This window comes from Pedobacter immunditicola (assembly GCF_037482985.1).
Lineage (GTDB): Bacteria > Bacteroidota > Bacteroidia > Sphingobacteriales > Sphingobacteriaceae > Pedobacter > Pedobacter immunditicola.
Window position 1 is genome coordinate 239,098 of sequence record NZ_JBBHKC010000003.1, and the last position, 19,293, is coordinate 258,390.

Annotated in this window: 13 protein-coding genes, 1 tRNA gene and 1 other RNA gene; 7 read left to right on the forward strand and 8 right to left on the reverse strand. The window is 40.3% G+C overall.

Annotated features, from left to right (window positions below; all coding sequences use genetic code 11):
• Nucleotide 1: 1 nt before the first annotated feature.
• Nucleotides 2-4,513: a glutamate synthase large subunit gene (gene gltB, locus WG905_RS06085; protein ID WP_339590820.1), complete on the reverse strand. Its 4,512-nt coding sequence runs from the start codon at nucleotides 4,511-4,513 to the stop codon at nucleotides 2-4.
• Nucleotides 4,514-4,864: 351 nt separating this feature from the next.
• On the opposite strand from gltB, the gene ffs reads away from it, so the two are divergent.
• An RNA gene (gene ffs, locus WG905_RS06090) (signal recognition particle sRNA small type) lies at nucleotides 4,865-4,964 on the forward strand.
• 160 nt (nucleotides 4,965-5,124) lie between these two features.
• On the forward strand, nucleotides 5,125-5,793 hold the full coding sequence (gene fsa / locus WG905_RS06095) for a fructose-6-phosphate aldolase (protein ID WP_339590821.1): 669 nt from the start codon (nucleotides 5,125-5,127) through the stop codon (nucleotides 5,791-5,793).
• Between the two features lie 54 nt (nucleotides 5,794-5,847).
• Here the strand turns inward: fsa and WG905_RS06100 are convergent, their stop codons facing one another.
• Both WG905_RS06100 and WG905_RS06105 read right to left on the reverse strand, forming a co-directional pair.
• Nucleotides 5,848-6,345: a D-glycero-alpha-D-manno-heptose-1,7-bisphosphate 7-phosphatase gene (locus WG905_RS06100; protein WP_339590822.1), complete on the reverse strand. Its 498-nt coding sequence runs from the start codon at nucleotides 6,343-6,345 to the stop codon at nucleotides 5,848-5,850.
• A 189-nt stretch (nucleotides 6,346-6,534) separates the two neighbouring features.
• Nucleotides 6,535-6,795 carry a hypothetical protein gene (locus tag WG905_RS06105; RefSeq protein ID WP_339590823.1) on the reverse strand — a complete coding sequence of 87 codons (261 nt, stop codon included), beginning with the start codon at nucleotides 6,793-6,795 and terminating at the stop codon, nucleotides 6,535-6,537.
• A 108-nt stretch (nucleotides 6,796-6,903) separates the two neighbouring features.
• On the opposite strand from WG905_RS06105, the gene WG905_RS06110 reads away from it, so the two are divergent.
• Together WG905_RS06110 and WG905_RS06115 are read left to right on the forward strand one after the other, a co-directional pair.
• On the forward strand, nucleotides 6,904-8,973 hold the full coding sequence (locus WG905_RS06110) for an OPT family oligopeptide transporter (protein ID WP_339590824.1): 2,070 nt from the start codon (nucleotides 6,904-6,906) through the stop codon (nucleotides 8,971-8,973).
• A 151-nt stretch (nucleotides 8,974-9,124) separates the two neighbouring features.
• A tRNA-Lys gene (locus tag WG905_RS06115) sits at nucleotides 9,125-9,197 on the forward strand.
• 107 nt (nucleotides 9,198-9,304) lie between these two features.
• On the opposite strand, the gene WG905_RS06120 is transcribed toward WG905_RS06115, so the two are convergent.
• On the reverse strand, nucleotides 9,305-10,567 hold the full coding sequence (locus tag WG905_RS06120) for a serine hydrolase domain-containing protein (RefSeq protein ID WP_339590825.1): 1,263 nt from the start codon (nucleotides 10,565-10,567) through the stop codon (nucleotides 9,305-9,307).
• 308 nt (nucleotides 10,568-10,875) lie between these two features.
• Between WG905_RS06120 and WG905_RS06125 the strand changes: the two genes are divergently transcribed.
• Both WG905_RS06125 and WG905_RS06130 read left to right on the forward strand, forming a co-directional pair.
• Complete coding sequence (locus WG905_RS06125) at nucleotides 10,876-11,340, forward strand: SRPBCC family protein (RefSeq protein ID WP_339590826.1); 465 nt, start codon at nucleotides 10,876-10,878, stop codon at nucleotides 11,338-11,340.
• A 138-nt stretch (nucleotides 11,341-11,478) separates the two neighbouring features.
• Nucleotides 11,479-12,036, forward strand: coding sequence for a hypothetical protein (locus tag WG905_RS06130; protein ID WP_339590827.1), 558 nt, complete (start codon nucleotides 11,479-11,481; stop codon nucleotides 12,034-12,036).
• A 26-nt stretch (nucleotides 12,037-12,062) separates the two neighbouring features.
• On the opposite strand, the gene WG905_RS06135 is transcribed toward WG905_RS06130, so the two are convergent.
• Nucleotides 12,063-12,515, reverse strand: coding sequence for a DUF1572 family protein (locus WG905_RS06135; protein WP_339590828.1), 453 nt, complete (start codon nucleotides 12,513-12,515; stop codon nucleotides 12,063-12,065).
• A 408-nt stretch (nucleotides 12,516-12,923) separates the two neighbouring features.
• Here WG905_RS06135 and WG905_RS06140 point away from each other — a divergent pair, with 408 nt between their 5' ends.
• Nucleotides 12,924-13,811 (forward strand): FimB/Mfa2 family fimbrial subunit, encoded by an 888-nt coding sequence (locus tag WG905_RS06140; protein WP_339590829.1) that lies wholly within the window; start codon nucleotides 12,924-12,926, stop codon nucleotides 13,809-13,811.
• A 25-nt stretch (nucleotides 13,812-13,836) separates the two neighbouring features.
• Here WG905_RS06140 and WG905_RS06145 read toward each other — a convergent pair whose 3' ends face one another.
• The 3 genes from WG905_RS06145 to WG905_RS06155 all read right to left on the reverse strand — a co-directional run bounded on the left by WG905_RS06145 (nucleotide 13,837) and on the right by WG905_RS06155 (nucleotide 19,292).
• The gene (locus WG905_RS06145) at nucleotides 13,837-16,035 is read right to left on the reverse strand and encodes a B12-binding domain-containing radical SAM protein (protein ID WP_339590830.1); all 2,199 of its coding nucleotides are present in this window, start codon (nucleotides 16,033-16,035) and stop codon (nucleotides 13,837-13,839) included.
• A gap of 47 nt (nucleotides 16,036-16,082) precedes the next feature.
• A complete protein-coding gene (locus tag WG905_RS06150; protein WP_339590831.1) occupies nucleotides 16,083-17,243 on the reverse strand; it encodes a glycosyltransferase in 1,161 nt (386 codons plus the stop codon).
• Between the two features lie 291 nt (nucleotides 17,244-17,534).
• Complete coding sequence (locus WG905_RS06155) at nucleotides 17,535-19,292, reverse strand: RagB/SusD family nutrient uptake outer membrane protein (protein ID WP_339590832.1); 1,758 nt, start codon at nucleotides 19,290-19,292, stop codon at nucleotides 17,535-17,537.
• Between the last annotated feature and the right edge of the window lies 1 nt (nucleotide 19,293).

Consider the following 19,293-nt stretch of genomic DNA (forward strand, 5'->3'; position numbering starts at 1 on the left):
ATTAAGATATTTTTAATTCAGAATTTCTTTTTAATAATACGGCTTTGTATTCTTTCGGGAATACTTTGATGAAGTGAGCAGATTGCGTAGCCCAATCATTTAAAATGAATTGTGCCAGTGTGCTCTTTGTCAGCTGGATATGCTTTTTAAGTAATGCGTTGATGCGCAGTTCATCTGCTTCATCCAAAGGATCCAGATCAACCATTTCCTTATTGCATTTGTTCTCGAAGTTACCTTTGGTATCATAGATCCAGGCAACACCACCACTCATTCCAGCAGCAAAATTGCTACCTGTTTCACCAATCACCAGCACTTCACCGCCGGTCATGTATTCACAACCATGGTCACCAAGGCCTTCCACTACGGTTGTCGCACCGGAGTTTCTCACGGCAAATCTTTCACCCGCCTGTCCTCTTACATACAGTTCGCCGGAGGTTGCGCCATATAGGGCCACGTTACCAATAATAATGTTTTGCTCAGGCACATAAGTAATGTCAGCGAATGGATAGATGCTTATTTTGGCACCCGAAAGGCCTTTACCTACATAGTCGTTCGCTTCGCCCTGTAGTTCCATGGAAATACCCCTTGCTGCAAAAGCACCAAAGCTTTGTCCGGCAGAACCATTAAACTTAAAGTTGATGGTATCCGGTGGCAGTCCCTGTCCTTTATGAAGTTTTGAAACCTCGTTAGATAACATGGTTGCAATAGCCCTGTTTGTGTTCTTGACATCAAACGCTGCAAACACAGGTTCCTTATGTAATAAGGCTGGTTGAGCAGCTTCAATCAGCTGGTGATCCAGTACGTCTGTTAAACCATGGTCTTGTTTTTCAGAATTATAGAAAGTAAGGCCATTTTCTGGTGCTTTATATAAGATACCTGAGAAATCCAGGTCTTTCAATTTCCATTCGGCGTCATCAATTTGGCGTACCGTTAAAGCATCAGCCTGGCCAACCATTTCGTGAATGGTTCTGAAACCAAGCTCAGCCATCGTTTCGCGAAGCTCTTCAGCAAGGAAATGGAAAAGGTTTACCACATGATCTGCCTCACCTGTAAAAAGTTTCCTAAGTTCAGGATCCTGTGTAGCCACACCCACCGGGCAAGTATTTAAATGGCATTTACGCATCATGATACAGCCTGCAGTGACCAATGCGGCGGTAGCAACACCCCATTCTTCAGCACCTAATAGAGTTGCAATGGCGATATCCTTTCCGGTTTTCAGCTGACCGTCTGTTTGTAGGACTACCCTGCTGCGTAAACGGTTTTTAACCAAAGTTTGGTGAGCCTCAGCCAATCCCAGTTCCCATGGTAAACCTGCATGTTGAATAGAAGTTATTGGCGAAGCACCTGTACCACCGTCAAATCCGGATACCAGGATCACATCAGCATGTGCTTTTGCTACCCCTGCAGCAATGGTGCCGACGCCGGCTTTTGAAACCAGTTTCACATTGATCCTTGCCTCGCGGTTCGCATTTTTAAGGTCGAAAATCAATTGGGCAAGATCCTCAATGGAATAAATATCATGGTGTGGCGGCGGTGAAATTAAGCCGACACCCGGTGTAGAGTGACGTGTTTTTGCAATCCAGTCATCCACTTTATGGCCAGGTAATTGTCCGCCTTCTCCAGGTTTTGCACCCTGGGCCATTTTAATCTGCAGCTCATCTGCATTGGTCAAATAATTACTGGTTACCCCAAAACGTGCTGAAGCTACTTGTTTAATCGCTGAGCGCATGGAATCGCCGTTTGGCAAGGGTTCATAGCGTAATTCATCTTCACCCCCTTCACCCGTATTGCTTTTTCCACCAATGCGGTTCATGGCGATAGCCAGGGTGGAGTGCACTTCATGAGAAACCGACCCGAAAGACATTGCTCCGGTAGCAAAACGTTTCAATATATTTTCAACCGGTTCCACTTCGTTTAAAGGTACAGCCGGACGATTATATTTGAACTCAAATAAGCCCCTGATGGTAAATGCTTGTTTAGTTTGCTCGTTGATTAATTTAGAATATTGTTTATAAAGGTTATAATCGTTTCTTCTTGTCGAGTTTTGAAGCAAGTGGATGGTTTGCGGATTAAATAAATGCTGCTCGCCTTTACGTCTCCATTTGTAGTTACCACCTGTTGGCAGAATTGTATCCGGGCGGTTAGCCTTTCCAAAAATTCTGCTATGCTTAATTAAAGCTTCATTGGCAATTTCATCCAATCCTAATCCACCGATTCTTGAAACAGAACCTGTAAAGTAGTTGTCGACTACATCTTTATGAATTCCAAGGATTTCAAAGATCTGCGCACCATGGTAAGATTGTAAAGTGGAAATTCCCATTTTAGAGAAGATCTTCAACAAACCGGTATTGACGGCATAGATGTAATTCTGCATTAATGATTCCCTGGTCAGGGTACTTTCCTGCTCAAAGCTTTTGATGGTTTCCAAAGCCAGGTAAGGGTTTACTGCGGTAGCACCAAAGCCAATTAAACAGGCAAAATGGTGAACTTCCCAAACATCACCAGCTTCTACCACGATACCCACAGCACCCCTGTAGCCTTTACGGATTAAATGGTGGTGCACTGCCGATACCGCTAATAAAGAAGGAATGGCAGCATGCTCAGAATCCAGTGCCCTGTCTGATAACACCAATACCTGGAAGCCATCTTCAACAGCATCCACGGCATAACGGCATAAACGGTCAAGCGCTTTAGCTAAGGCACCCGGTTTACCCGTTGCCCTGAAATACGTTTGCAAAGTTTTAGCCTGGAATACACCGGTATCAATACTTCTTAATTTTTCAAGTTCTATATTACTTAATATAGGGTGCTTGATGCCAACACAATGACATTGCATGGCGTTTTCTTCCAGCAGGTTACCATTGTTACCCATAAAGCCAGCAAGGCTCATGACCACTTTTTCCCTGATGGGGTCAATTGGCGGGTTGGTTACCTGTGCGAATAACTGCTTAAAATAAGAGGATAAGTGCTGCGGTTTATGAGATAAAACGGCCAAAGGAATATCGGTACCCATTGAACCTAAAGCCTCTTTACCTTCGAGTGCCATCGGTTTGATGATGGTATCAATATCTTCCCTGCTGTAGCCAAATACCTGGTGATACCTGAAAATAGAGTCCTCAGATAAATTAGTAAAAACTACCCTTGGTTCAGGAAGTTCTTCCAGTCTGATCTGGTATTGATTGATCCAATCGGCATATGGTCTTCGGCTGCATACCGTCGTTTTTATCTCATCATCGCTAATGATCCTGCCCTGCTCCATGTCCACAACGAACATTTTTCCAGGTGTTAAGCGTCCTTTTTCAATGATCTTGCTTTGATCTAAAGCTAATACCCCAGCTTCAGAAGCCATGATCACACGGTCATCTTCCGTAATCGCATATCTCGAAGGACGAAGGCCGTTTCTATCTAATGTAGCACCGATCAGGTTGCCATCTGTAAAAGCAATCGCTGCCGGACCATCCCATGGCTCCATTAAAGTAGCATGGAATTTATAGAAGGCCTGCTTCAATTCGTCCATGTCTTCATTACCGTCCCAGGCTTCTGGAATCAGCATCATTAATACATGCGGTAAAGAACGGCCAGCATGCAATAACAATTCAACGATATTATCTAAACAACCTGAATCAGATTGCGTTTCATCAATCACAGGCAATAAAATATTCAGTTCTTCAGGCGTAAAATAAGCCGAAGCAAAAGATTTTACACTAGACCTGAACCAGTTCAGGTTACCCTGTAAGGTGTTAATTTCACCATTATGGGCAATATAACGGAAAGGCTGAGCCAATCTCCAGGAAGGGAAAGTGTTCGTGGCAAAACGGGAGTGGATTAAGCCAAAAGCCGATACCACACGTTTATCACTCAGTTCAGTAAAATAGGTTCTTACCTGCATGGAAGTTAACTGACCTTTATATACGATCGTTCTTGAAGAGAAAGAAGCGATATAAAACTCGTTGTTAATTCCATTAACGGTACCATTGATTGTTTTGGTCAGGTAATTTTTGAATACGTATAACTTACGTTCAAAATCTGCTCCTGCAGCGATGGCATAAGGTCTGGCAATAAATACCTGTTCCATTTCTGGTTCAACAGATAGTGCCATCTCGCCAATATCATCGGTGTTGGTCAGCACTTTTCTGAAACCCAGTACTTCAAGTCCGAGTTTTTCTGCTGCGCGGTAAATAACCGACCGGCATTCTTCGCGTGACTTAATGTCTTTTGGTAAGAAAAGCATCCCAACGCCGTAATCACCAGATTTGTTTAGGCTAAATCCGATCTTTAAGCACTCATCATACAGAAATTCATGAGGAATTTGAATCATTATTCCGGCTCCGTCGCCGGTATTAATCTCCGCCCCACACGCCCCTCTATGGTCAAGGTTTTCAAGAATGGTTATCGCATCTGATATGATTTGCTGGGATTTTCTCCCTTTTACATGAGCAACGAAACCAATGCCGCAGGCATCGTGCTCGAAACGCTGATCATATAAACCTTGCTCGTTTAATTTGTGGTCCATAAAACTTAGTGTATTAGAAACACTAAGATATGGTTTTCGTATTTAATTACAATATTTGTATATCTTTTTTGTAATCTCGAATTGAATTGGTAACGCAATCGCCTTAAATTATTAATATTTCAATAAAAAGCACCTAAAAATATCTAATTGATAATGGATAGCGGTGTTTTGGTGTCAAAATTCAGTAATATTAACCTTTAAAGGAATTATTAAGAAGATGTTAAGAAAATAAAAAATAATATCACTCTTCAAGCCATTCTAATTCAGTGTTTTATGCTTTTTTCGTATAAAAAAGCACGATTTATGTAAAAATACTTTTCGTAAACTGATCTCTTTTGCTACATTTGTCCCGGGCAAGTCTTTTACGATCAGCTCCCTTTGAACTCCCCCAGGGCGGGAACGAAGCAAGGGTAGAAGGTTGTAGCGGTGCGATAAAAGGTGCTTGCCCATTTTTTACTTTTTCTGATAAAGTAGAAAATGGAATCTCCCTCAATAGTAAAAACTGAATAATTCTTGAGCTATTTATGCCGGGTAAGCAAACAAATTGTTTATTTTAGCCTCCTCATAAATATTGATTTATTCATTTAAATAAATTATTCTAAATATATAATATGAAATTTTTCATTGATACAGCTAATCTGGAGCAGATTAAAGAAGCACAGGACCTTGGAGTTTTAGACGGTGTAACCACCAACCCCACCCTGATGGCTAAAGAAGGTATTACAGGCGAAGAAAATGTACTGGCACATTACAAAGCCATTTGTGCTATTGTAGATGATAATGTAAGTGCGGAAGTAATTTCGACTACTTATGAGGAAATGGTTGCTGAAGGTGAAGCTTTAGCGAAGTTAAATCCTAAAATTGTGGTAAAGGTACCCATGATCAAAGATGGTGTTAAAGCAATTAAGTACCTTTCTTCTAAAGGAATCAGAACCAACTGTACTTTAATTTTCTCTGCAGGACAAGCATTATTGGCTGCTAAAGCAGGTGCAACTTATGTTTCTCCATTTTTAGGCCGTTTAGACGATATCTCTACAGACGGTTTAACTTTAATTGAAGACATCAGGTTGATATTTGATAATTATGGTTACCCAACTCAAATTTTAGCTGCTTCTATTCGCGGTCCGTTACACATCGTTGCTTGCGCTAAATTAGGTGCAGATGTAATTACAGCACCTTTGTCTGCCATTACTGCTTTATTGAAACACCCTTTAACAGATAGTGGTTTAGCTCAATTTTTAGCTGACCATGCTAAAGCTGCAAAAGCGGTTTTAGCATAAAAACACGTTTTTGATATTTATAAAAAGGCCTGGCGGTTCGCCAGGCCTTTTTTGTTAAGAAGCTAAAACCTCTTTGATCTTTTCATAATCGAGTTGCTCATCCGGGGCAATCAAAATTCCCTTTACCCCTGCCCCATTTCCTGCTTCCACATCACGTGGCTTATCGCCGATCATCACCGACAAGGCCGGATCAATATCATAGGTAGCGATCGCTTCCAGCAACATTCCTGATTTAGGTTTACGGCATTCGCAGTCTTCGGATACACTTGGGTGGTGCGGACAATAATAAGCATGCGTTATCTTGGCTCCTTGTGCTTCGAATTTATCGAATAGAATCTTGTGCATCACGTCAAGAGTTTCTACTGTATATCTTTCTTTAGCAATTCCCCCCTGGTTGGTGATCACGATCAGCATGTAGCCTTCATCGTAAAGTTTTTTCAATGGCGGGATCTGGTATTCTAAAACTTCAAACTCTTCTACGGTACAGATATAGTCGTAAATCTCATGGTTTAAAACACCGTCGCGGTCTAAAAATATTGCTTTATTTTTCATCAATTTATAGTTTGCTTTTTAAAGGTAATGAAGCTATCATAAGCTTGTGTTATTGTTATTGTAAGCTGCAAGCTTATGATGGTTTCATCAATTTATAGTTTGCTTTTTAAAGGTAATGAAGCTATCATAAGCATTCATGAATTTGTTTTTGAGTGCTTGCTCATGATGGTTTCATTTGTTTTTAGTTCGTTATTTAATGGTAGTGAAGATATCATGAGCTGATATTGGATCTAGGGTGGATGTACCATGGATGTACGTTGTATCTACCTTTTTCTGTAAAAACGTAGATACATGCCACATGCTCAGCTCATCCAGGATACTTTCATTTTCATTTGGATATAGTTTGTCTTTAATGGTAATGAATTGTGACGGCTTCATTATCAGGTTATTGTTTTTTAAGTTAGTTGCCGGAATGAATCCGGCATGACGAGCCCTAATCGCGTCAATCATCTAATTGTTATTTCGTGTAATAAAGGTTAAAATAGCTTCCTTTTCCCTTATTGTATCAAAGATGAAAATATTGTTTAAAAAATATACCTTTAAGCATATTTATTATTCATGAACCAGGAAGAATTCAAACCATTTGTGCCAGCGGAAAGCAACGTGGCCGAGTTAACTGTAAAATCAATTTTACTCGGCTGTATCGCAGGAATCATATTCGGGGCAGCGACTGTTTATTTAGCTTTAAAAGCAGGACTAACCGTGTCAGCCTCCATACCCATTGCCGTTTTGGCCATCACTCTTGGAAAGAAATTCTTTAAAACTACTATTCTCGAGAACAACATCATACAAACCACAGGTTCGGCAGGTGAATCTATTGCTGCCGGGGTGGTCTTTACCCTGCCGGGATTTTTATTTTTAAGTACCGATGTCGGCGGACAAAGCTCAGGGGAAGCCTTTTTTAATTACATGACCATCCTTACCCTTGCCATTCTGGGGGGTATTCTGGGTACCTTGATGATGATTCCCTTGCGCCGTTCCTTGATTGTGAAAGAACATGAAAACCTGCCCTATCCTGAAGGAACAGCCTGTGCATCGGTATTAAAAGCCGGTGAACGCGGCGGTGCTTTCGCTAGAACTGCATTCTGGGGATTAGGCTTCGCGCTTATCTATGCTTTGTTTCAAAAGGTATTTAATGTGATTGCGGATGTACCAACCTGGGTGACTAAGCAAACCAACAGGTTTTTACCTTCTGCACAGGTGAGCGGTGAAATTACGCCTGAATATTTAGGCGTTGGCTATATCATTGGTCCGAAAATTTCAGGTGTGCTCGTTGCAGGTGGTGTTTTGGCCTGGCTGGGCTTAATACCCTTATTGGCCACTTTATTGGATCCGGTCCGTGCCGCTAGTCAACTGGTGAAATTGGGCCTGATGGCAGATATCACCAAAGCCGGAGGTTATGCCGGTTGGGACCCCATTGCAAGGACTTTTACCGATTATCCCGCTGCCATTTACCAGGCATATGTTAAACAAATTGGTGCCGGTGCGGTTGCTGCGGGCGGTTTTATCACTTTGCTGAAAACCATTCCTACCATTGTCTCTTCTTTTAAAGATAGCATGGGCTCGATTAAAGAAGGTGGAATTGCGGCGGAAACCAAAAGAACTGACCGTGATCTTTCCCTGAAAGTAGTCGGATTAGGTAGTTTAGCCCTGATCCTGCTGGTCGCTTTCCTGCCACAAATTCCCGGCGACAGCATCACCAATAAATTTATTATCGGCTTACTTGTTGTTGTTTTTGGTGCTTTCTTTGTGACCGTTTCCAGTCGTATTGTCGGTTTGATCGGCTCCAGTAATAACCCGATTTCGGGGATGACCATCGCTACGATCATGGGTACCTGCCTGGTTTTTATCGCTGTGGGCTGGACTGGCAAAGTGTATGAGCCGATGGCCTTGGTTGTAGGGGGAATGATTTGTATTGCTGCGGCCAATGCGGGCGCCACTTCCCAGGATTTAAAAACGGGTTATTTAGTAGGTGCCACTCCAAAATATCAGCAGATTGCTTTATTTATCGGCGTTATCGTTTCTTCCATCGTGATTGGCCTTACCGTAAGGATCCTCGATACGCCTACACCTGAAATGCTTGCCCAAGGGATCCAGCATGCCATCGGCACACAGGAATATTCTGCCCCACAGGCTACTTTAATGGCTACACTGATTAAAGGAATGCTTTCCTTTAACCTTGACTGGCAGTATGTGCTCGTGGGTGTGTTTATCGCCATCACCGTCGAGCTATGTGGTGTGAATTCTTTATCCTTCGCTGTAGGCGCTTATTTACCCCTTTCCACTACCCTGCCCATTTTTGCAGGTGGTTGTATTAAAGGTATCATCAATTGGAAGGAACGCAATAAAATAAAAACCCAGGAAGAAGATGAATTAGGGCCGGGTAATTTGTTTGCCACTGGATTAGTTGCAGGCGGTGCCCTGGCCGGTGTGATCGTCGCCGTGCTGATGGTGATCCCTTCTGTGCGGAATAACCTGAGTAAAATTGATATCGAACCCCTGTTTACGCAATGGTTCGGCGCAGGTGGTTATCAAATCCTGGGGGTGATGTTCTTTCTATTCATGGCATTTGTGTTGTATAACATCGCCGGAGGGAAGCCTCAGGAAGATGAATTAATCGAAAAATAGGGCTTGTTGAAGGGCTTGTTATAAATAATGTGCCTTTAAATCAGTTGTATAGCTAATTTCCGTATAATTATGTTGCAGGATATATTGAAGAATTCTATATTTGCACCACTCCAAACGGAAACGCTTAGAGTAAAGTTCCTCAAAGAACTTTGATTCCGTAGCTCAGCTGGTAGAGCATTACACTTTTAATGTAGTGGTCCTGGGTTCGAATCCCAGCGGGATCACGAAAAGCCTCAGAGAAATCTGGGGCTTTTTGCGTTAGAGGGTATTTTGGTTGGAGGATAAGCAGCGGGGTTTTTATTTGATAGTTGTGATTAGCCCTGCCTAAAGCCTATTTCAAGGCTTGATAAACTAGTACTTTAAATTTATCGCTAATTTCTCCATGTTTAAGAGGCCATTGCTGTATAAACAAAAGCCCTGAAAGTTTCTCTTTGGGATCAGCCCAATATGATGTTCCAAAAAAGCCACCCCATGATAGGCTACCTTCCGACATGCCTAATTTTGCATTGCCTTTATGTGTTGTTATTTGAAAGCCCAGCCCAAACTTATCATCACCGAATGGTAAATCTCCAATTTGGTTTTTTGTCATTATTTCAATGGTGTGTCTAGCCAGCAGTTGCTTACCATTATAAGTACCTCCATTTATAAACAACTGTAAGAAAGCCGAATAATCTGTTATCGTAGAAACTAACCCTGCACCTCCTGCAAAATAGCCATTATTATTAACAGGATAATCTATTGAACTTCCTGGAAAGGTATTGTTTTGCCAAAGCATCGGTTTTTTGGTAGCTTGATCTTCTGTATATACGTTCACTAATCGTGCTCTTTTTGCCTCAGGTAAATAAAAATAGGTATCTCTCATACCCAGGGGTTGGAAAATTCGCTGTGCAAAAAATTGATCCAACGATGTTCCTGAAACTACTTCAACCAATCTTCCCAGCACATCAATGCTCAGGCTATAGGTAAAACGCTCTCCTGGATTGTGTTCCAAAGGTAGCGTCCCTAACTTGTTAATCGCATCGGCCAATACCTGCTTGTGATCAGAAAATCCAGCCTGTATGCCAGCCTTGACGTAAATAGCTTTCATTTTTGGTGAGCCAATCTGTGCATAACCAATGCCAGAGGTATGTGTCAGTAAATCTCGTATTGTAATTTCTCTTTTGGCCGGAACCACTGTATAGCTGCTATCATGCTCATTAAATTTATCCAATACCTTTGGATTCGCAAACGAAGAAATATATTTTGAAATTGGCTCATCTAACAAGAACTTCCCTTCTTCCCAAAGCATCATTACCGCTGTACTTGTAATAGCCTTCGTTTGAGAGGCAATGCGGAAAATGGCATCCTTTTGCATCGGTTTTTTAAGCTCCTTGTTGTCCATGCCAAATGCCTTGTAATAGGCAGGCTTTCCATCCTTCATAATCAAGCAAACACCGCCAACAATCCAGTTACTATCTATGTATGATTTCATCAGCTGATCAATCCGATTTAACCGTTCTATAGAAAAACTACTCGTTTGCGCTGCAGGTTGGGCAAATACACAAAAAGTTCCGATACAAATCAGTAGGATCAAATACACACGTTTCATCATCATGCTATTACCACTCCCAAGGTAAATTCCTGAGAAATATTAACTTAAATATAATTAATTTATGAATCGATGATGATTACTATTCCTTATTTATTTAAAATTTTCTATTGCCTTTCATTGATTTGCCTTGAGGCTGGTTAACAATTTGAGTCAGCAACTCTATGGTTGCTGTCGTGTTATAAACTTGTCCTAGGGCAAGTGATATGATTGATCTTTTAAATAACTTTAACTAACTAAAGATGCGTGAATTGGTACGCTCATCTTCTATTGTTAACATCGTTTGATTATAAACTGGTCAAAAAATTTAAGTTATGGAAAATTATCACATCACCATTAAACTTAATGCAAGCGCAGGTCAAGTTTTTAATGCCTTAACTGACAAAATTCCCCTTTGGTGGACAGAAATGTTTGAGGGTTCGTCAAATCAAAAAGGCAATTCTTTTACTGTTCGTTTTGGTGAAAGCATATACAAAACCATGCAGGTAGAGAAATTAGTTCCGAATGCTAAAGTAGTGTGGTATGTTAAAGATTCACTGATCGCTATTCCCGGACTCAAAAACCAAACGGAATGGATAGGTACATCTATAAGCTGGGAAATAAAATCAAAAGATAACAATACCCAATTGGAGCTTACACATCTTGGCCTGAACCCCGAGACCGAATGTTATGATATCTGCACAAACGGTTGGCAACAGTTTACTGATAGTTTAAAATTATATGTTGAAACTGGGGAAGGGAAATCCTTTAAAGAAGAGAAAAAACAGATAAATGTATGATCTATATTGACCCTCGATAAAATGAACGACTGCAGACGAACATTCAAATATAATGGCCCCTATCGCCATTTCAATTATTAAGGCTTCAGGAATTATCATTTAGTAAATTGGTATTATGTTTCTAAGATAAAAGAAATCATGGAAAAGCATCAATTACCAAAACAGTATGCGCCTGCGATCGTGAAAATCACAGGGTCCTTACTCCTCATACCGCTACTCTTAACACTTCTTGCCATTTGGCATTGGAAACCTGGCACTTTCATCCTTGCATTTGTCCTCCTGTTTGGGGCTGCAGTTCTTATTTATAAACTGGTAATGAAGAACTTGATGAGCAATAAGGCATACCGATACGGCGTTGGAGTGGCAATGACGGCAGTGTTATTTCTCGCCTGGATGAATGTTGCCGTTGGTGGCATTCTTGGGGATAACCCGGCCAACATGATGTATTTCGGCGTACTTTTCGTTGGATTGTTTGGCGCTGTGATTGCTGATTTACAGCCACTGGGGATGTCGCAGGCTCTTTTTGCAACAGCGTTCGCTATGATTCTGGTTCCTGTGGTGGCCTTGATCATCGGTACGCCTGCTTTTAACAACGGCGTGTGGGCAGTTTTTGGCCTCCATGCGGTATTCGCCATGCTATTTGTTGGATCGGCTATGCTGTTTGGGAAAGCGGCGCATGAAGCACATCTGCACTAATGAAGTTGGCAAATAAGCGGAAACTTTCATTCGTCACCGTCCAAAAGTCGTCTATGATAATTAATTTGTCCAAGGTGATAAGCTAAATGTGTGGCAAGGTGAACTAAAAAATAGGCTGTGGTTGTTTTTTCGCTAAGCACCAAAATTGGGTATTCTGCATTCAATTCTTCAACTGTCAATTTATGGAGAGAATTTTCTACAACATAAATAGTTTCTTCAATTTTTTTAATTAATTCAGCCTTTGGTATGTTTTTTAATGAAAATTCAAGTTCTCTTTGTCTAACGTAATTTGTTTTTCCAATTTCAGCACCTATATAAGTATTTAGGTTACCAATGAGATGTAAACAAAGATTGCCCGCTGAATTTGAAATATTCTTATCTATACACCACATTCTTTCTTCAGCGCTATATAATTCAATTTCAGTTTTCAATTTATTAAGGTCTCTATTAAAAATAGTTTTTAAGATTTCAATAAGCATAGATTATATAGTTAGTTTTTATTTGACTAAGTATTTATAATTGGGCAATAGTATCATTGTTCCTGCCCTAACCTCCAGGATTCCAGTAACGGTTGAGTTAGTCAATGGATTCCCATAATAAGTATTTCTTCTGCTTCTTTAAAGGATATGTTATTTGTAGGGTTTGGCGTCATAAAAGTATTGGTATTTAGGTGAAATATACTCAAATCTATTCCGATCACAATTTCTGTAACTACAATCAGGCAGCAATGATAAATATTCCAGTTTAATGGCCATGAATCCAATTTTACCTGGACCGACAAAATAGCTATGAATTGATTTTAACATATCTGAGTACCATATTTTACAATTTGAATCAATATATTTCCTGATGATATAGAATAGTTATATTCATATCAAAAAAAGGTCATGAAGAAGATAATCATCTCTTTTATCTTACCATTACTTATTCTTATCTCATGTAAGAAAGAAATGGATCAACCACTACCCGATCTGGAAAAAGAAACTTTCAATATCAAATTAACGGCAACCGGAAAAATTGATACGAAAGAAAGCCTTGCTGCATCAGCCGCTGCTCCTGTTTTGGATAGTCTCATCAACCAACTTACCCTGGTGCTGCACAGAGAAGATGATCGTAAGGAATTTTTAAGAATGGTGCAGTTTAAAAATTCAGGGTCTTTCGGGCAATTTGAAGTGACAGTTCCCAGGGACAATTACCTCATTACGCTGATTGGGTCCAAATCTTCTTTTGGTATCAATCAATATTACAGGCCGCATAATTCAAATCCCATACTTTTACCCTATAGTACTGCACACATGGAATATGAGCAACCCACGTCGTTAATGGGCGAAAAACGCAATAAAACGGATGACACCTTTTTCATCAGCAGGCTGTATACGATAGACCGTAATATGGATATCGACTTTGAATTACAACGGATTGTAGGAAAGCTTGAAGTGGTGGTCGAGGATGTGGAAGAATACACGGTAACTATCCCGAATGATGCCACCGGGTATCTGTTTAGTTCACAGTCGTCATTTGGCAATAGTGAAGAAGGACATGCCAAGGAGGTAAATAACTCCGATGGACCCATCAGTGTGCTGGTACTTCGAACGGATAGAGCGTTAAATATAGAAATATCTGGAGCTGGCAGAACAAAGCAAATGGCTGTTCCGATTTTTAAGAACCAAAGGACTATCGTAAGAGGAAGCCTTTTAGCACCTTCTTCAAAGGCAAGCTTTAATGTGTCTGTTAACACGGAATGGCTTCCCGACAGTACAGAAGTTATATTTTAGATTTCAAAGATTACTTCATCAGCTGCTATAAAACCAACAGTCCAAAATCCCTCAAAGTATGAATTGGTTTTGAATACCAGAACAACTCAAAATGTTCCATGGTAGTCTCAAAATCAGCTTTAATTTCTTGAAAGGTATAAATTTGTGTGTTTGAAACCGCTATTTTCTCCAAGATGTAAGCCAGCCATTCGCCTTCATTTTTATTGGTCTGGATACTGAATGTTTCCTTTTTATCGTGAAAGGTTAAAACCATCGATTCAAAAGAATTACCCTTTTTATATTTTGTAAAGCTTTCTGTATCTGGCTTCCCGCCTAACCAAACCACTTTAGCAGTTGGTTTAGTATTAAACTTGCTTTCTTCCCTTAAAGCTTTTTCAATATAGTCTGAAGGGATCGTTACTTTGGGAATCTTAAAATCAAACCAATCCTGCAATTTGTAATCAAAGCAAATGCCATGCATAAAATTATAGAGTGATTTTTTTAAGCCAAAACTAAATTTATCATGATCTATTCCCGTTTTGTCGATATAATTGATGTCATTATTGGCGAAAGTGCCGATAGTTTCGGTCTCCTTGACCACACCAAATCTTTCTGGATATAGGCCAACCGGACTATGTGCGGTCATCGCGAACTGATGCCAGAAACCAGATTGTAAAACACCTGCTTTAAACAATTGTCTTACCATTTCCAGACTGTCTACAGTTTCTTGAATAGTCTGTGTTGGATACCCATACATCAAATAGGCATGCACCAATATCCCTGCTTCCGTAAAATTCCGAGTTACTTGAGCTACCTGTTCAACTGAAACCCCCTTGTCAATTAGTTTCAATAACCGATCTGACGCTACCTCTAGACCACCAGAAACGGCTATACAGCCTGATGCTTTAAGCAATAAGCACAAATCTTTGGTAAAGCTCTTCTCAAACCGGATATTTGTCCACCAGCTTACAGCGATATTTCTTCTTAAAATTTCTAGTGCTACTTCGCGCATCAAAGCTGGTGGTGCAGCCTCATCCACAAAGTGAAAACCATTCTGACCCGTTTGTCGACTGAGCTCTTCAATTCGGTCTACAATCAGTTTAGCGGCAACAGGTTCGTAAACCTTAATATAATCCAAAGAGATGTCACAAAATGTACATTTCCCCCAATAACACCCATGGGCCATGGTCAATTTGTTCCAGCGGCCATCACTCCACATTCGATGCATTGGATTTACAACTTCTATCACCGAAATATACTTATCCAGTGGTAAATCGCTGTAATCTGGCGTTCCCACATCAGACTGCTTATAATCACTTCTTAAAGCATCATTTTTATAAGTAACCTCCCCATTCTCTAATAGAAAGGTTCTTTTATACAGGTTAAAATCCCCACCTTTTGTGACCGCATGGTGGAGCAATTCAATAGGTAATTCCCCATCATCCAAACAGATATAATCGAAAAATTCAAACACCCGCTGATCAGAAACAGAACGTAACTCTGTATTGGCAAAACCCCCGCCCATAGCTATTTTAATCTCCGGATAACTTCTTTTTACATATTGCGCGCATCGGAAAGCAGCATATAAATTTCCCGGAAAAGGAACAGAAATCACGAGTAGCTGAGGTTGAATATGGGTGATTTTCTCTGCTAAAATCTCGATCAGGATTTTATCCATATAGGTATACCTTTGATTTAATGCTTCGTAAAGCTCATCAAACGAATTTGCACTTCTACCTAGTCTTTCAGCATAACGACTGAAACCAAAATTCTGGTCTATACATTCAATAATAAAATCCGAAATATCCTCCAGATAAAGTGTTGCTAAATGTTTACCCTTATCTTGCGTTCCCATGGACCCAAATGCCCAATCTAACTCATCTAATTGCTCAAATCTTGCTGCTTCCGGTAAAAAATTCTCCTGACAAATCTGTAAAGCCAAGGTTGGGTTTTTGCCTTGTAAAAAAGCAATAACCGCATCGATAGTTTTGATATACTCGTTTTTTAAAGCGAGAATTCGCCTTGCATTTGAACTTTTTGCTTGAGCAGGTTGCTCCTCAGCATGAAAGAACAGGTCTTCTAAACCTTTCCTGGAAAACAAAGCCAAAATCACTTCAATACCTAAATCGGCCTGCGTTGATGAATTACCTTTAGTATTCAAAAAACCTTTAATATAGGCAGTTGCCGGATATGGGGTATTCAATTGAGTAAAGGGAGGCGTAACAAGGAAAAGATCTGTTTTCAAAATGGAATTGTATTTATTGGCAAAAATACCTATAAATATTTTAGTACTCAAATTGCTATTCGTTCCTCATGTTTGATTCGTTCGGGCATCTTCAAAACAGTTCCAACTTCCCCATTTTTTCCCAATACCCCTTCATAAACCTTTAAATATCGATTACACATTTGTATGATACAATACTTCTTCACATGTTCCAGCGAAAGCTTAACCATTTCAGCGTAAAGCTCATGATCCTGAGATGTCTCCTTTATTTTTTTTGCCAGAATTTCAGGTTGCCGTGGTGGAAACAATAAACGGGGATCGGGAACAATGTCATTGACGCCGGGAACATCTGATCCAATAAATGGCTTCTCCGATGCCAATGATTCTAACGTCACCCCCGATAAGCCTTCAAAATTGGTGGACAAAACATTCAGATCCACTTTGTTCATCAAGCTGTAAACATCTGTGCGCATGCCTAAGAAATGGACTCTTGGTGTTAAATCCAGACTTTTTGCAAATTGTTTCGCAGGCTCCAGCATGGTTCCACTGCCGGCAAAAAATAGATGGAAATGTTCTGGTAAATATTGCATCGACTGGATAAGCGTTTGCTGATCCTTTTCCTCGCTGAACCTTCCTACCATCAATATATTGTAGTTTCCTTCTTTAAAAATATCATATTGGATATCCTTTGACTGTGCTCTTTCCTTCTCCAACTGGTTTAAATTTACACCATTGGGAATCACGACACTCCTCACCTTCTCTAGCCAGCTCTGTAAGCTTTTATCGACTTTAGTAGTGATGGAAATGGTCATGGCATAACGGTTGTAAACCACCTTCTCCAGCCGCTGGAGGGATTGATATTTACGTCTATTGTTATGAACACTATGCTCGGTCTTCACCAGGCGAGTTCGGGAAGGCTTAAACCAGGAAGCGACAGCCAGCCAATACTGTGAGGGGAAAAGATGAGCATGTACAATGTCGTATCGCTCATTCCTTAATAGCCTTATTAACTGATAGACCTGCAACGGATTGTAATTTGAACTGTCCAGGGTCTTAACGCTGATCCCGTTCTCCCGCAGTAGGTTGTGGTAGGCGGTAACCAGGTTTTTTTTATTGCTGATTAGCAATTGTACCTCGTGTCCCTCCTCTTTCATAAGCGGCAGGATATCTGTAACTAATTTCTCTGCGCCACCAGAGACCAGCCCATCGATGTAATGTAAAATCTTCATATTTAAGGTTAAGGGTTTACCGATCACTTCAATTTATAGCTGAGCTTTTGTTCTAATTTCTAATAACAACATGGAAGCTTAGCGGTAATGATTTTGAAAGATATTAATTATACTATTAATAATACAAATTTCTTTTAATAATATATGTAAAATTGTTAATTAAGCTTTTTATTTAAAAGTAAAATTTTTAATTACCTCCGTTTGACTTCCTTTACAATCATTTTTTTTGAATAAAGCAAAAAAAAACCGGCTTCCTTTTTGGGGGAAGCCGGTTTAAGAATCATCTTCTTGTTATTGCCAACCTGGATTTTGAGCCAGGTCTACACCACCTTGAGTTTTGTAGAGTACAATTTGATCTTGAGGTAATGGATATAAATAAACTTTCGGATCAGTAAAACGACGTGCGGAAGCTGCACTTACAGATGGTGTAATATAACCTTCTGTTTTTGCCTTGTCATTATCTAAATAGATACTCACTGAAAGTCCAGGATAATCTGATTTTTTGATATAAGCACCTCTGTTAATGTCAGTGTTAGCTTCTGTATCTACGTACTCCGCTTTTTTCCATCTTCTGATATCATCCCACCTGAAGCCTTCGAAAACTAATTCTACGCGACGTTCTCTTCTGATCTCCCAAAGAATAGAACTTACACTTGGATCTCTTTTTGGATCATCGAATGCAATTCCATTTTCAACTAATGTTTGTGCTCCAGCGACCCTTAATCTAGGGATGTTGATTCCTGGGCGTTGACGTAGTTTATTGATGGATTTATCAAGATCTTCGTTAGTGATGCTGCCTAGTTCGGCTGTGGCTTCAGCATAATTTAACAAAACCTCACCAAATCTAATCACTGGTGCATCGGTCTGGTTAACCGAGCCAGTTGCTTCAGGAGCGTCCTTTAATGATTCGTTCAGGTATTTATGAGCGGAATAACCTGAAGACGACAAATTACCCACCACACCAGATAACCTGATTTCCTTTGCAAACGTTTCCGTCATCCTTGGATCACGGTTTGCGAAAACTTGGGCTGGGCCTTTGTCACCTTGGTACAATGGAGAAACCCCGATAGGCAAACCATCAGATGCAACGTATGATTCGATTAGGCTCTTTGATGCACCAACCTGAGGTTCGCGGTTATTCCAGCTCATCACAGAATGGGTTAAAATTCCAGATACATATTGTCTGAATAAAATTACTTCTGTATTTGCAGCTAAATCAAGTGAAGAGAACACTGCTCTGTAGTTTCCAAGGCTGTAGCGATTGGATGAAATGATCGCATCTGCAGCATTTTTTGAAGCTTGGAAATATTCAGTTGCCTTTGCTGTATTGGCGAAATGATATTTTTGCCATGATCCTTCATAAAGCATGATTCTAGAAGTAAAAGCCAAAACCACATCTTTGTTTACAGCTTGTTTTGCGGTGCCATCATTTGATCTGACATTTTCAGCAGCAAATTTTAAATCTTCCAACACTTTATCCATGACAAACGCACGTGAATCACGCGGTTTGTAAAGTTGAGCCACATCAGTTTCTTCGAGTACTGTATCGTAATAAGGAACATCACCAAATCTGTTAACCAGGTAGTGGTATTGCATGGCCCTGAAGAACCTGCCCACACCTATCCAATGTTTCTTGGCTTCTTCGGTCATGCTCGTTCCAACGGTCATTCCTTCTACCTTTTTGATAAATAAGTTTGCTTTTCTAACATTATCAAAATTCCACCCAAAACCACTGGCAGGAACAATACGTGTAAATTCAGTTGGGGTATTCGGTGCATAGTCATCATTCAAACTGGCTGCATTTTCTACACCACCCGAAACGCCCCCAGGCTGTCCCCATAGTATCTTCCCCCATGACACACTGGTTCCATATCCGGGAAAATAACTTGAATAAAATCCATAGGCAAAGGTCCTGACGTTATTTTCGTTCGTCCAGTAAACATCATCTGCCAATTGATCCAATGGTGGTTTTTCTAAGTAGTCTTTTTTACAGCTTACCGCGGTAGTTAAGATTACAGCAAGGAGTATATATAATTTATGTTTCATCATT

Coding starts and splice junctions, on each gene's coding strand:
- WG905_RS06130 (WP_339590827.1), top strand. CDS start 11,479: ATGGAAAAGCATCAATTACCAAAACAGTATGCGCCTGCGATCGTGAAA.
- WG905_RS06110 (WP_339590824.1), top strand. CDS start 6,904: ATGAACCAGGAAGAATTCAAACCATTTGTGCCAGCGGAAAGCAACGTG.
- WG905_RS06100 (WP_339590822.1), bottom strand. CDS start 6,345: ATGAAAAATAAAGCAATATTTTTAGACCGCGACGGTGTTTTAAACCAT.
- WG905_RS06155 (WP_339590832.1), bottom strand. CDS start 19,292: ATGATGAAACATAAATTATATATACTCCTTGCTGTAATCTTAACTACC.
- WG905_RS06105 (WP_339590823.1), bottom strand. CDS start 6,795: ATGATTGACGCGATTAGGGCTCGTCATGCCGGATTCATTCCGGCAACT.
- WG905_RS06150 (WP_339590831.1), bottom strand. CDS start 17,243: ATGAAGATTTTACATTACATCGATGGGCTGGTCTCTGGTGGCGCAGAG.
- WG905_RS06120 (WP_339590825.1), bottom strand. CDS start 10,567: ATGATGATGAAACGTGTGTATTTGATCCTACTGATTTGTATCGGAACT.
- WG905_RS06125 (WP_339590826.1), top strand. CDS start 10,876: ATGGAAAATTATCACATCACCATTAAACTTAATGCAAGCGCAGGTCAA.
- WG905_RS06140 (WP_339590829.1), top strand. CDS start 12,924: ATGAAGAAGATAATCATCTCTTTTATCTTACCATTACTTATTCTTATC.
- gltB (WP_339590820.1), bottom strand. CDS start 4,513: ATGGACCACAAATTAAACGAGCAAGGTTTATATGATCAGCGTTTCGAG.
- WG905_RS06135 (WP_339590828.1), bottom strand. CDS start 12,515: ATGCTTATTGAAATCTTAAAAACTATTTTTAATAGAGACCTTAATAAA.
- fsa (WP_339590821.1), top strand. CDS start 5,125: ATGAAATTTTTCATTGATACAGCTAATCTGGAGCAGATTAAAGAAGCA.